The 12,505-nt window shown below is 71.3% G+C and carries 11 protein-coding genes; 6 read left to right on the top strand and 5 right to left on the bottom strand.

Annotated features, from left to right (window positions below; all coding sequences use genetic code 11):
* The first annotated feature begins 1 nt into the window (after window position 1).
* Entirely contained in the window at window positions 2–736 is a 735-nt protein-coding gene (locus tag ACGFZW_RS09415; RefSeq protein WP_393892472.1) for a response regulator transcription factor, read from the top strand.
* A gap of 12 nt (window positions 737–748) precedes the next feature.
* On the opposite strand, the gene ACGFZW_RS09410 is transcribed toward ACGFZW_RS09415, so the two are convergent.
* Both ACGFZW_RS09410 and ACGFZW_RS09405 read right to left on the bottom strand, forming a co-directional pair.
* Window positions 749–1,054 carry a hypothetical protein gene (locus ACGFZW_RS09410; protein ID WP_393892471.1) on the bottom strand — a complete coding sequence of 102 codons (306 nt, stop codon included), beginning with the start codon at window positions 1,052–1,054 and terminating at the stop codon, window positions 749–751.
* A gap of 19 nt (window positions 1,055–1,073) precedes the next feature.
* Window positions 1,074–2,744: a sodium:solute symporter family protein gene (locus ACGFZW_RS09405; RefSeq protein WP_393892470.1), complete on the bottom strand. Its 1,671-nt coding sequence runs from the start codon at window positions 2,742–2,744 to the stop codon at window positions 1,074–1,076.
* A 291-nt stretch (window positions 2,745–3,035) separates the two neighbouring features.
* Here ACGFZW_RS09405 and galT point away from each other — a divergent pair, with 291 nt between their 5' ends.
* The 4 genes from galT (at window position 3,036) to ACGFZW_RS09385 (ending at window position 7,376) form a co-directional block, all read left to right on the top strand.
* A complete protein-coding gene (gene galT / locus ACGFZW_RS09400) occupies window positions 3,036–4,130 on the top strand; it encodes a galactose-1-phosphate uridylyltransferase (RefSeq protein ID WP_393892469.1) in 1,095 nt (364 codons plus the stop codon).
* Window positions 4,127–5,101, top strand: a complete 975-nt coding sequence (gene galE / locus ACGFZW_RS09395; protein ID WP_393892468.1) for a UDP-glucose 4-epimerase GalE — start codon at window positions 4,127–4,129, stop codon at window positions 5,099–5,101. The genes galT and galE overlap by 4 nt, the downstream gene beginning before the upstream one ends.
* Complete coding sequence (galK, locus tag ACGFZW_RS09390) at window positions 5,101–6,297, top strand: galactokinase (RefSeq protein ID WP_393892467.1); 1,197 nt, start codon at window positions 5,101–5,103, stop codon at window positions 6,295–6,297. The genes galE and galK overlap by 1 nt, the downstream gene beginning before the upstream one ends.
* 296 nt (window positions 6,298–6,593) lie before the next feature.
* Complete coding sequence (locus ACGFZW_RS09385; RefSeq protein WP_393892466.1) at window positions 6,594–7,376, top strand: LuxR C-terminal-related transcriptional regulator; 783 nt, start codon at window positions 6,594–6,596, stop codon at window positions 7,374–7,376.
* A 15-nt stretch (window positions 7,377–7,391) separates the two neighbouring features.
* Here the strand turns inward: ACGFZW_RS09385 and ACGFZW_RS09380 are convergent, their stop codons facing one another.
* The 3 genes from ACGFZW_RS09380 to ACGFZW_RS09370 all read right to left on the bottom strand — a co-directional run bounded on the left by ACGFZW_RS09380 (window position 7,392) and on the right by ACGFZW_RS09370 (window position 10,847).
* On the bottom strand, window positions 7,392–9,458 hold the full coding sequence (locus tag ACGFZW_RS09380) for a beta-galactosidase (RefSeq protein WP_393892465.1): 2,067 nt from the start codon (window positions 9,456–9,458) through the stop codon (window positions 7,392–7,394).
* A gap of 20 nt (window positions 9,459–9,478) precedes the next feature.
* On the bottom strand, window positions 9,479–10,273 hold the full coding sequence (locus ACGFZW_RS09375; protein ID WP_393892464.1) for an SDR family NAD(P)-dependent oxidoreductase: 795 nt from the start codon (window positions 10,271–10,273) through the stop codon (window positions 9,479–9,481).
* Window positions 10,274–10,349: 76 nt separating this feature from the next.
* Window positions 10,350–10,847 carry a MarR family winged helix-turn-helix transcriptional regulator gene (locus tag ACGFZW_RS09370; protein ID WP_393892463.1) on the bottom strand — a complete coding sequence of 166 codons (498 nt, stop codon included), beginning with the start codon at window positions 10,845–10,847 and terminating at the stop codon, window positions 10,350–10,352.
* 155 nt (window positions 10,848–11,002) lie between these two features.
* On the opposite strand from ACGFZW_RS09370, the gene ACGFZW_RS09365 reads away from it, so the two are divergent.
* Window positions 11,003–11,824, top strand: coding sequence for a trans-aconitate 2-methyltransferase (locus ACGFZW_RS09365; RefSeq protein WP_393892462.1), 822 nt, complete (start codon window positions 11,003–11,005; stop codon window positions 11,822–11,824).
* The last annotated feature ends 681 nt before the right edge of the window (window positions 11,825–12,505 follow it).

Genomic DNA, 12,505 nt, shown 5'->3' with positions numbered 1-12,505 from the left:
GATGGGCGTGCGGCTCATGGTGGTCGATGACCATCGGCTGCTGGCCGAGGCGCTCGCCTCGGCCCTGAAGCTGCGCGGGCACCGCGTGCTGGCTGCTGCCGCGCCGAGCGCGGGCGCCGCGGATCTGGTGGTGAGCCGGGCGCCAGAGGTGTGCCTGCTGGGGACGGCCGCGCCCGCCGAGCCGGGTGCCTTCGACCCGATCGTGCGGATCAAGAAGGAACGGCCGCAGGTCGCGGTGGTGGTGCTGGGGCCGGTGCCCAGTCCGCGCGGTATCGCTGCCGCCTTCGCGGCCGGGGCGTCTGGGTATGTGCGCAACGACGAGCGGATCGAAGGCGTGGAGCGCGCCATGATGAAGGCGCGTGCGGGGGAGGCGGCCATCTCGCCGCAGCTGCTGCAGCAGGCTTTCGAGGAGCTGCTGCACCCCGTCGCCAAGCCGGACGACGAGGGCGCGCGGCTGCTGCAACTGCTCACCCCGCGCGAGGTCGAGGTGCTGATGCGGGTCGCGGACGGCGAGGACACCCGGCTGATCGCGGCGGGTATGGCGATCGCGCCGAGTACCGCGCGCACCCACGTGCAGCGGGTGCTGATGAAGCTTGAGGTGGGCTCGCGGCTGGAGGCCGCCGCGCTGGCTGCGCGGACGGGGCTGCTGGAGCGGGCCGCGGCCGTCGGGGCGGTGGCCGCGGCGGCGGGGACGGACGAACCGGAGGAACCGGAGGGTGGCGCCCCGCCGCCGTAGCGGACGGCGGGGTCAGGCCGCGGGGCCGTCCCCCGTCTCCTCCTGGAGTTCCGCGACCGTCGGCGGTACGGCCGGCCGCAGCTTCATCCAGATCAGGAAGAAGAGCCCGAGGGCGAGCATGCCCAGGCCCGTCCACAGGTTGATGTTGATGTCCTGGGCCTTCTTGAGGTCCGCGTCGGAGGCCGTGATGCCGGCGATGGTGACGATCACGCCGTAGACGACGAACAGGCCGCCGATGATGCGCCGTACGTCGAAGAGTCGCGCGGCACTCGCGGACTCGCGTTCCAGTTCCTCGACTTCGTGCTGGTAGTCGCTCATGGTGCGTTCCTCGGCAGGCTCAGAAGGAGAAGGGGATGTAGCAGACGGCAGCCAGGACGACCGCGCCCCAGCCCAGCAGGGCCGGCTTGCGGTACCACGCGTCGTCGCCCTCGGCAGGCGGCTCTTCCATGCCGGGTGACCTGGAGCCGTAGACCAGGCCGGCGAGGGAAGCGGCCGGCTTGGGCTTGGTGACCAGGGTGACGATCAGCATCACCACGGCGCCGACGACGAACGCGACGATCGAGGAGACGAAGTTGGCGCCCTGCTCGGAGGGGATCGCGATGATGCCCTGCTTGTAGAGCCAGAAGTAGTTCACCATCGCGGCGACGGTGCCCGACAGCAGTCCCCAGAAGCCGGCCGCCGCGGTGGTCCGCTTCCAGAACATGCCGATGATGAAGACGACGAACAGCGGCACGTTGAAGAAGGAGAACAGCGTCTGGAGGTAGTTCATGATGTTGCTGAAGGACGAGGCGATGAAGGCCGTGCCCATGCCGATCAGCACGCCGACGGCGGTGACCACCCGGCCGGTCTTCAGGTAGTACCCGTCCTCGCGGCCCTTCTTGAGGTACGCGGCCCAGATGTCGTTGGTGAAGACGGTGTTGAAGGACGACACGTTCGCGGCCATGCCCGCCATGAAGGCGGCGAGCAGACCGGTCACGGCTATGCCCAGCACGCCGTTGGGCAGCAGGTCGCGCATGAGCACCGGAATGGCGTCGTTGTACTGGAGCCCGTCCTTGGACTTGCCCAGGGTCGGCTCCATGACCAGCGCGATCAGGCCGGGGACGACCACGACCAGGGGGATGAAGATCTTGGGGAAGGCGGCGATCAGCGGGGTGCGCTTGGCGGCGGAGAGGTTCTTCGCCGACAGTGCGCGCTGGACCTCGGCGAAGTTCGTCGTCCAGTAGCCGAAGCTCATCACGAAGCCCAGGCCCAGCACGATGGTCAGCCAGTTCGCGCCGAGCGGGTTGCCCTCACCGATGCCGGTGCCCTCCCAGGCGGTGAGGAACGCGCCGCCGTGGGAGGAGGAGAGCGAGTCCGTCAGGCCGTCCCAGCCGCCGACGCGCTTGAGGCCGACGATGGTCAGCGGGATCAGCGCGGCGAGGATGACGAAGAACTGCAGCACCTCGTTGTAGATCGCCGAGGAGAGGCCGCCGATGGTGATGTACGCCAGGACGAAGAAGCCGGCGATGACGATCGCCACCCACTGCGGCCAGCCCAGCAGGGCCTGCAGCACGATCGCCATGGCGTAGAGGTTCACGCCCGCGATCAGCACCGAGGAGACGGCGAAGATGACCGACGACAGCAGGTGCGAGGACGGGCCGAACCGGTGCAGCAGGAACTCCGGTACGGAGCGGACCTTGGAGCCGTAGTAGAACGGCATCATCACCAGGCCGAGGAAGACCATCGCCGGGATGGCGCCGATCCAGTACCAGTGGACCGTATAGGCCCCGTACTGCGCTCCGTTGGCGGCCATACCGAGGATCTCGGTCGCGCCGAGGTTCGCGGCGACGAACGCGAGACCGGTGACCCAGGCGGGCAGTGACCTGCCGGAGAGGAAGAAGTCCAGGCTCGTCTTCACGCTTCGTTTGGCCGCGAACCCGATGCCGAGGACGACGACGAAGTAGATGGCCAGGATGGTGTAGTCGAGCCCGTTGGTGGGCAGCCGGAGCCCTTCGGCCAAGGTGATCATGGGGCACTCTCTTCGAGAATCTGGGGTCGCCCCCAGGACACAGCGGTGTGCTCGATCTGAACGAACAAAAAGCTACGCGTGGGTCCTCCGAAACTGAACACTTTTGTTGGTTCAGTTTGTTTGATAGTGATCCACTACGTCGGTTTGCCCGATCCTGCCCCTGTATGGGGTTCGAGCTCTTTCTGGGCGCTCCCCCCGAGCCCCGCCGCAGCTCCCTCGACATTGACGCCACTGTTGGCTTGTGCTTCATTGTGTTTGTTTGTGTTTGGTCAGAGCGTGGAGGAGCTCCCGTTGAAGAAGACGTCGACCCGGCTCGCGGACGGCAGGGAGCTCATCTACTACGACTCCCGCGACGACGCGGTCCGCGACGAGTGCGACAGCCGCCCCCTCGACCCGGTGTCCACCGCCTCCGAGATCCGCCACGACCGGCTGCTCGGCGACTCCGTCGCCATCGCCTCGCACCGCCAGGGCCGCACCTACCACCCGCCGGCCGACGAATGCCCGCTGTGCCCCTCCCGCGACGGCCGGCTCTCCGAGATCCCCGCGCCCGACTACGACGTGGCCGTCTTCGAGAACCGCTTCCCCTCCCTCGCCGGCGACAGCGGCCGCTGCGAGGTGGTCTGCTTCACCTCCGACCACGACGCGTCGTTCGCCGACCTCACCGAGGAGCAGGCCGCCCTGGTGCTGGAGGCGTGGACCGACCGCACCGCGGAGCTGTCCCAACTCCCGGACGTGGAGCAGGTCTTCTGCTTCGAGAACCGCGGCGCCGAGATCGGCGTGACCCTCGGGCACCCGCACGGCCAGATCTACGGCTACCCGTTCGTCACCCCGCGCACCGAGCGCATGCTCGCCTCGCTCGCCGCGCACCGCGAGGCCACCGGCGGCCGGAACCTCTTCGACGACGTCCTCGCCGACGAGACCGCCGACGGCCGCCGTGTCGTGCTGGAGGGGGAGCACTGGACGGCGTTCGTCCCCTATGCCGCCCACTGGCCTTACGAGGTGCACCTCTACCCCAAACGTAGGGTTCCTGACCTGCTTGCCCTCGAACAGGCCGCGCGCACAGAGTTTCCACAGATCTATCTGGAAGTCTTGCGGCGGTTCGACCGGATTTTCGGCGCAAGCGAGAGGGGGAAGGCAGGGGAGGGCGACAGCCCGCAGGGCCGGACCGGCGCAGTCCGTACGCCCTACATCGCCGCCTGGCACCAGGCGCCGGTGCGGGCCGCGGACCGCACCGAGTTCGCGCTCCACCTCGAGCTTTTCACCATTCGCCGCACTTCCGGCAAGCTGAAGTTTCTCGCGGGTTCCGAATCCGGCATGAATGTGTTCATCAACGATGTGCCGCCGGAGGCCGCGGCCGAGCGACTGCGAGAGGTAGCGAGCGAGTGAGCAAGAAGTACCTGGTCACAGGCGGTGCGGGATATGTCGGCAGTGTCGTTGCGGCACATCTTTTGGAGGCCGGCCACGAGGTGACCGTGCTGGACGACCTGTCCACCGGCCACCGCGAAGGCGTCCCCGACGGCGCCCGCTTCATCGAGGGCCGCATCCAGGACGCAGCCCGCGTGCTCGACCCCTCGTACGACGCGGTGCTGCACTTCGCCGCGTTCTCCCAGGTCGGCGAGTCCGTCACGGACCCCGAGAAGTACTGGCGCAACAACGTCGGCGGGACCATGGACCTGCTGGCGGCCATGCGCGACGCCGGCGTGCGGACCCTGGTCTTCTCCTCCACCGCCGCGACCTACGGCGAGCCCACCGTCACCCCGATCACCGAGGCCGCCGCCACCGCGCCGACCAGCCCCTACGGCGCCAGCAAGCTCGCCGTCGACCACATGATCACCGGCGAGGCCGCCGCCCACGGCCTGGCCGCCGTCTCGCTGCGCTACTTCAACGTGGCGGGCGCCTACGGCACCTGCGGCGAGCGCCACGACCCCGAGTCGCACCTCATCCCGCTCGTCCTCCAGGTCGCCCAGGGCAAGCGCGAGGCGATCTCCGTCTTCGGCGACGACTACCCCACCCCCGACGGCACCTGCGTACGCGACTACATTCACGTCGCCGACCTCGCCGAGGCCCACCTCCTCGCCCTGGACGGGGCCACCGCGGGTGAGCACCTGATCTGCAACCTCGGCAACGGCAACGGCTTCTCCGTGCGCGAGGTCATCGAGACGGTGCGCAAGGTCACCGGGCACCCGATCCCCGAGATCGTCGCCCCCCGCCGCGGCGGCGACCCCGCCGTTCTGGTGGCCTCGGCCCGGACCGCCATCGACCGGCTCGGCTGGTCGCCCAGCCGTGCCGACCTCGCCGGCATCGTCGCCGACGCCTGGGAGTTCGCGCAGTATCTCGACCGGACAAGGGAGTCCTGATGACCGTTCACGAAGCCGCCGCCCCGGCCACCGAGCGCCCGCACGGCGCACCCCGCACCGCCGCGGCGTTCCGCGCGGTGTACGGCGCCGCGCCCGAGGGCGTCTGGGCGGCGCCCGGCCGGGTCAACCTGATCGGTGAACACACCGACTACAACGACGGCTTCGTGATGCCCCTGGCTCTGCCGCACACCACCATCGCCGCCGCCTCGGCCCGCCCCGACGGAGTGCTGCGCCTGCACTCGGGCGGCGCCGAGGGCGGCATCGTCGAACTGCGCGTCGACGACCTGCGGCCCGCTTCGGACGGGGGGTGGGCCGCCTACCCGGCGGGCATCGCCTGGGCGATGCGGGAGGCCGGCCTGCCGGTGGGCGGGGCGGACCTGCACTTCGACAGCACGGTGCCCACCGGAGCCGGACTGTCCTCCTCCGCCGCCCTTGAGGTCGTCACCGCGCTCGCCCTCAACGACCTGTACGCGCTCGGCCTCGAACCGCTGCGGCTGGCGCAGCTCGCCCAGCGGGCCGAGAACGCGTTCGTCGGAGTGCCCTGCGGGATCATGGACCAGACCGCAGCGGCCTGCTGCACGCCGGGCCACGCCCTCTTTCTCGACGCCCGCGACCTCTCCCTGCGCCAGGTCCCGTTCGACCTGGCGGGCGAGGGGCTGCGGCTCCTGGTCGTCGACACCCGGGTCAAGCACGAGCTGGGGGACGGCGCGTACGCGGAGCGGCGCGCCGGCTGCGAGCGTGGCGCGCGGGCGCTCGGAGTGCGTGCCCTGCGCGATGTGCCGCACGCGCTTCTGCCCGAGGCGCTGCCGAAACTCGCCGGCGAACCGGTCGTCCAGGACCTCGTACGGCACATCGTCACCGAGAACCACCGCGTCGAAGAGGTCGTCGCGCGGCTGGACGCGGGCGACACCCGCGCCATCGGCGCGCTGCTGACGGAAGGTCACCGTTCACTCCGCGACGACTTCAAGATCTCCTGTGCCGAGCTGGACCTCGCCGTCGACACGGCAGTCACGGCGGGGGCGTTGGGGGCGCGGATGACCGGCGGCGGCTTCGGCGGCTCGGCGATCGTGCTGGTCGAGGAGGCGGACGCGCAGCGAGTCACCGACGCGGTCACCACGGCCTTCGCGACGGCCGGCCACACCGCGCCGCGGATCTTCACCGCGGTGCCGGGCGCGGGGGCGTGCCGCCTGGCGTAGTACGCGCCCGGGGTGCGGCCGCGGCCGTGCCGGGCGCCGCACCCGGGCTCGGGGGGAGCAGTTTCGCCAATACCCTTCCGTTGCCCCACCTCGTCCGTACCCTGAGTCCAGCGCCGGTGGGGGCCGGCTACGACAAGCGGGCGAGCTGGACTCCTCCTCGTCGAGCGGGCGAGGGGGGAGGGTGCGAACACCGGGGCGGGGTAGTCATGCGGCACGGCGCGAGCCGTGCGGCCGAGGCGATCTTCAATACCGGCGTCGTGCCCGCTAAGGTCCGTTCACCGAGACAGGGGGTCTCCGTGCAACGCATCCGGGTTCTGGTGGTCGACGACCACCGCATCTTCGCCGAATCCCTGGCGGCCGCGCTCGCGGCGGAACAGGACGTCGACGTGGCGGCGGCGGGCAGTGCTCCGGCCGCCCTGCGCAGTCTTGAGCGGGCGGCAGCCGAAGGCCGCCGCTTCGATGTGCTGCTCGTGGACGCCGACCTGGCAGCCGTCGGCGCGCCGTTGGCGGTCGTGCCGCCGCAGCCGTCCGCCCGCGACGGCGCGGCGCGCGGCGCCCCGCCGGCCGGCATCGCGCTGGTCTCCGGCCTGCGCACCAGCCATCCGTATCTGCGCACCGTCGTCCTCGCCGAGCGCGACGACCCGCGCCGCGCGGCCGTCGCCCTGCAGGCCGGCGCGTCGGGGTGGGTCGCCAAGGACTGCTCGCTCTCCCGGCTGCTGGCCGTCATCCGCGGTGTGCTGCGCGACGAGACGCATCTGCCGCCCGCGCTGCTCACGGGCGTGCTGCGGGAGCTGACGGCCGCCCGAAAGCACCGGTCGGACAGCGAGCGGCTGGTGGAGTCGCTGACGCCGCGCGAGCGCGAGGTGTTGCGCTGCATGGTGGCGGGCCTGGGCCGGAAGGCGGTCGCCGAGCGGCTGTTCCTCTCCCCGCACACGGTGCGTACCCATATGCAGAACGTCCTCGGCAAGCTCGGTGTGCACTCCACCCTCGCGGCGGTGGCGCTCGCCCGGCGGGCCGGTGTCGGGCCGGTCGAGATCGAGACGGTGACGGCCGCGGCGGCCACGGTCCCGGTGCCCTGACCGGCCCGCCCGCGGCTATCCGCCGGAGGCCGGGCCTTCGGCGGCGTTCGATTCCGGTTCCGGCTCCGGGGCGGTCAGGACGGCGACGCCCCGGGCGGGCAGGGTGATCCGGTCCGTGGGCGCGGCGCTGCCCACGCCGGCGGCCGCGGCGAGGGCGTCCGACAACGGCCGGGGCAGCGCGACGTCGACGGCCTCGGTCCGGTGGTTGAGCAGGAAGGTGTACCTCCGGGACCGGCCGTGCGGCCCGCCGTCGGCCTCCCGGACGGTGGCCTGGACGCCCTCCGGCAGGTCCGGCAGCACGGCAGTCACCCCGGCGTGCGCCCGTACGTCGTCCAGCAGGGCGCGCAGCGGGCCCGGTTCGAGCCGGGTGCCGAGATACCAGACCGTGCCGCGGCCGTACGTGTGGCGCGTCACCGCCGGCCGTCCGGCGAGGTCTCCTTCGGTGAAGCGCGCGAGCGCCTCGGCACCTTCGAGGTCGATGGCCTCCGACCACAGGTCTGCCCGCCCGGCGCAGGCCCCGCCCTCGACCGCCACCGTCCTGCCGGCCTCCAGCGGCCAGAACTCCTCCACGCGCAGTCCCAGCAGCTCACGCAGCGGCGCCGGGTACCCGCCGGGGTGCACCCGGTCGTGCTCGTCGACGATGCCGGAGAAGAACGACACCACCAGTCGGCCGCCGCCGCGTACGTAGCCGGCCAGCCGGGTCGCGTCGCGCGCGGTGAGCAGGTAGAGGTTGGGCACGACCACCAGGCGGTATCCGGAAAGCTCCCGGTCCGGCGGCAGTACGTCGCAGGCCACGCCGGCCTCGAAGAGGGGCCGGTAGTGCGCCAGCGCGATGCGGGAGTGGTCGAGCGCGGTGGACGGTTTGGAGTCCAGCTCCAGGGCCCACCAGCTGTGCCAGTCCGCGAGCAGGGCCACATCGGCGCGCGACCGCGTCCCGGCGATGCCCGGCAGGGCCTTGAACTCCGCGCCCAGGGCGCTGACTTCGCGGTGGACGCGGGTGCGGGTGCCGCCGTGCGGCAGCATCGCCGAGTGGAACTTCTCCGCGCCGCCCAGGGACTGCCGCCACTGGAAGTAGAGCACCGCGTCCGCGCCCTGGGCGACGGCCTGCCAGCTCCACAGCCGCATCGCGCCCGGCGGCTTGGGGCCGTTGCGGGGACGCCAGTTGACCGCGCCAGGGGCCTGTTCCAGCAGCAGCCAGGGCTGTCCGGAGCGCGCCGAACGCATCAGGTCGAAGGCGTAGCCCGCCCGGACGTGGTCGTCGGGCTCGTGCGGGTCCTGGTAGAAGTCCAGCGCCATCACGTCCATGTGCGGGGACCAGGCGAACGCGTCGACGGGCTTGTGCTGCGGCATCAGGTTGGTCGTCACCGGCACCCCGGGGGTGCGGCGGTCCAGCACCGCCTTCTCGGCGAGGTAGCAGGCCCGCAGCGCGTCGTCGCCGAACCGCAGGTAGTCCAGCTGCTGCGCGGGGTTGGGGAAGGTCGGCGCCGCACGCGGCGGCAGCACCTCCGCGAAGTCGCTGTACGCCTGCGACCAGAAGGCCGTCGACCAGGCGTCGTTGAGGGCGTCGACGGTCTCGTAGCGCTCGCGCAGCCAGCGCCGGAAATCAGCCGCGGAGACGTCGCAGAAGCATTGCCGGGTGTGGCAGCCGTACTCGTTGCCCACATGCCACAGGGCGAGCGCCGGATGGCCCGCGTAGCGGTCTGCGAGGTGCTCGACGAGGCGGACGGAGTGCTCGCGGTAGATGGGGCTGGAGGGGCAGTAGTGCTGCCGGCCGCCGGGCCAGCGGCGCTGCCCGTCGGGACCCTCGGGCAGGATCTCGGGATGCTTGCGGGAGAGCCAGGGCGGCGGTGAGGCGGTCATCGTCGCCAGACAGACCTCGATGCCGGCGCCGGCCAGTCCGTCCATGACGCGGTCGAACCAGCCGAAGTCGTAGGCGCCGGGCCGGGGTTCGACCTTGGCCCAGGAGAAGATCCCCGCGGTGACCATGGTGACGTGGGCCGCCTTCATCAGTTTCAGGTCCTCGGCCCACACCTCCTCCGGCCACTGCTCGGGGTTGTAGTCGCCGCCGAATCGGATGCCCATCGGACCCCCTGGGTCGAAGTTCAAGAGGAGTTCTTGTACACGCTCCAGCCGCCGTCCACGACGAGGCTCGCGCCGGTGACGAACGACGCCTCGGGGGAGAGCAGGAAGGCGATGGCGGCGGCGACCTCCTCGGGCCGCCCCAACCGCCGGGCCGCGGTCTCCTCGGCGGTGGCCTGGCGTTCGTCGTCACCGATGTCGTCCCACGCGGCGGTCAGGACCGGGCCGGGCAGCACGCTGTTGACCCGTACCTCGGGCCCGTACTCGACGGCCAACTGCCTTCCGAGGCCGGTCAGTCCGGCCTTGGACGCGGCGTAGGCCGGGCGGCCCGGCAGCCCCATCAGCGCATGCACGGAGGAGATCAGCACCACGCCGCCGCGCTGGGCGCGCAGGTCCTCCAGCGCGGCGCGGACGCCGAGGAAGGAGCCGGTGAGGTTCACCGCGAGCTGCCGTTCCCAGTCCGCGAGCGGGGTGCGGTCGGCGGCCGCGACGTAGGGCAGGAAGGCGTTGCTCACGAGTCCGCCGACGGGGCCGTAGCGCTGCCGCGCCGCCTCCACAGCCTTCCGCCAGTCGTCCTCGCGCACCACGTCGCAGTGCTGGTAGGAGGCCAGGCCGCCGGCCGCCCGGATGCGCCGCGCGGTGTGCTCCCCGCGTCCGTCGTCGATGTCCAGCAGGAGTACGCCCGCGCCCTCCGCCGCCAGCCGGTCGGCCGTGGCCGCCCCGATGCCGCCCGCCGCGCCGGTGACCAGGACCGTACGGCCCTGGAACCGCTTGCCGTAGGGGCCATCGGGCGCCGGGTGCGGTGCGTGCTGGCTCATGGCGCGAATCCAAGCCCACCGGCAGGCGGCGGGCAAGAGGACCTCGGGCGGGCGGAAGCCGTGCGCCCGGCGGCCGTCAGCCCGGGATGTTGTCGAACGGGCCGGTCAACCGGCGTAGCAGACCGGCCAGTTCGCTGCGCTGCTGACGGGAGAGTTCGGCCAGAATGGCCCGCTCCTGGGCCAGCAGTCCGGCCAAAGAACGGTCGGCCCTGTCGCGGCCCTCGGCAGTGAGCCTGACCAGCACTCCGCGCCGGTCGCTGGGGTCGGGCAGCCGCTCGACGAGATCCTTCTTCGCGAGCCGGTCGATGCGGTTGGTCATCGTGCCGGACGTGACCAGAGTCTGCGTCAGCAGCGCGCCGGGGGAGAGCTGATAGGGCGCCCCGGCCCGGCGCAGCGCGGTGAGTACGTCGAACTCCCACGGCTCCAGGCCGACCTCGGAGAAGGCGATGCGGCGGGCCCGGTCGAGGTGTCTGGCCAGCCGGGAAACACGGCTGAGGACCTCAAGTGGTTCCACGTCGAGGTCCGGGCGCTCGCGGCGCCATGCTGCGACCAGTCGGTCGACCTCGTCCTCCATGACGATCAGTGTAAAGGGTCTGTCGATGTGGAGTCTCTTGACGTCGAGATATATTTTCCCGGACTATTGGGCATCGTCGGCGCGAGCCCGGGTTCTGCCCGAGGCGGCCTGAAACAACCTGTGCCAGCCTGCATTCCCGCAAAGGGGTTTTGAACATGCACGTCGCGCCAACCTGGGACCCGCAGCAGTACCTCCGCCACTCCGAGCTCCGCACCCGCCCCTTCCTCGACCTCCTCGCCCGGATACCCGACCTGCCCCGGCACGAACGCCCCGCACGCATCGCCGACCTCGGCTGCGGTCCCGGAAACGTCACCGCCCTGCTCGCCGCACGCTGGCCCGACGCGCACATCACCGGCTACGACAGCTCCCCCGAGATGCTCAAGGAGGCCGAGACCCACGCCGGCCCCACCGCGGGCGGCGGCCATCTCGACTTCGCCCCCGCCGACGCGGGCGACTGGGTGCCCGACGAGCCGTACGACCTGATCGTCTCCAACGCCGCGCTCCAGTGGGTGCCCGACCACTCCGAGTCCTTCGCGCACTGGATAAAGGCCCTCAACCCCGGCGGCACTCTCGCTTTCCAGGTCCCCGGCAACTTCACCGCACCCAGCCACGCCCTGCTCGGCGAGCTGTGCGACGCACCCCGATGGCGCGACCGCCTCGACACCCACGGCCGCCGCTTCGTCCACATCCTGCAGCCCGCCGACTACCTCCAGCGCCTCACCGACCTCGGCTGCGACACGGACGCCTGGGAGACCACCTACGTCCAGCTGCTCCAGGGCGACGACCCCGTCCTGGACTGGGTCAAGGGCACCGCCCTGCGCCCCGTTCTCACGGCCCTGGAGGACGATCCCGAAGCAAGCGACGCCTTCCTCGCCGAATTCCGCGACCTGCTGCGCAAGGCGTACCCCACCGGCAGTCACGGCACGGTCTTCCCCTTCCGCCGCATCTTCGCCGTGGCCCGCAAACCCCTGAGCTGACCCCGGAGCGACCCTGTGGGCGCGATCACTGGCTCGATCAAGGCCGTCCCCCCGAGCCCTGGACCGGGAAGGCCTCGGCATGCCGGTGGTCCGCGACCTCCGGCACCTGCCGCCCGCGGGCGGTGCAGGTCACAGGCGGTGCGACGCTCCGTGTCCGCTGGCATGTGGGCCGGCGCCGGCTTTCAGGGGGTCAGAGGGAGCGGAGAGAATGCGGCCAGGTCAGACATATTGGGCAGGGGTGGGAGGGGCAAGGGCGGCAGTGCTCTGTCATGGCCAGGGCAAATTGTCTGGAGTGGTCGCGCGCATAGCCGGAGTGAAATTGCACGCCTCCCGGACGTGATGCGGAAACCTTCCGTGAAACCGCGACGCAGTCGAAGGGCGAAGCGCCGGGTTCGAGGAGTTCGACGGGAGACCGCCCCCGTCACCATGTCCGGCAGGTGCCACACCTCGCTGTTCCCCGACCCTCTCCCCTCGAGCCGGCCTCGAAGGCGAATCGCCATGGCCACCGGCTCGACACAACCACCTCGCCATACCTCCCGACGCCGATGACGCGCTGCGTGCCTGTTACGTCGGCGTTCTCGGCTGGACGGAGATCCCCAAGCTCCGTGCCCGCGTGGTCCGAGGCAGTTGCGTCCACCTGACGGCTGCGGGCCGCCGCCGTCACTGGGACGACAATTCGGC

It is taken from the genome of Streptomyces sp. NPDC048248 (assembly GCF_043201875.1).
Taxonomy (GTDB): Bacteria; Actinomycetota; Actinomycetes; order Streptomycetales; family Streptomycetaceae; genus Streptomyces.
Note: the sequence above shows the minus strand (reverse complement) of the source record. Positions and strands in the feature narration are given on the sequence as shown.

Bases quoted from the DNA above. Each gene is read 5' to 3' on its own strand.
- ACGFZW_RS09415 (WP_393892472.1), top strand. From the start codon at position 2: ATGGGCGTGCGGCTCATGGTGGTCGATGACCATCGGCTGCTGGCCGAG.
- ACGFZW_RS09410 (WP_393892471.1), bottom strand. From the start codon at position 1,054: ATGAGCGACTACCAGCACGAAGTCGAGGAACTGGAACGCGAGTCCGCG.
- ACGFZW_RS09405 (WP_393892470.1), bottom strand. From the start codon at position 2,744: ATGATCACCTTGGCCGAAGGGCTCCGGCTGCCCACCAACGGGCTCGAC.
- galK (WP_393892467.1), top strand. From the start codon at position 5,101: ATGACCGTTCACGAAGCCGCCGCCCCGGCCACCGAGCGCCCGCACGGC.
- ACGFZW_RS09380 (WP_393892465.1), bottom strand. From the start codon at position 9,458: ATGGGCATCCGATTCGGCGGCGACTACAACCCCGAGCAGTGGCCGGAG.
- ACGFZW_RS09375 (WP_393892464.1), bottom strand. From the start codon at position 10,273: ATGAGCCAGCACGCACCGCACCCGGCGCCCGATGGCCCCTACGGCAAG.
- ACGFZW_RS09370 (WP_393892463.1), bottom strand. From the start codon at position 10,847: ATGGAGGACGAGGTCGACCGACTGGTCGCAGCATGGCGCCGCGAGCGC.
- ACGFZW_RS09365 (WP_393892462.1), top strand. From the start codon at position 11,003: ATGCACGTCGCGCCAACCTGGGACCCGCAGCAGTACCTCCGCCACTCC.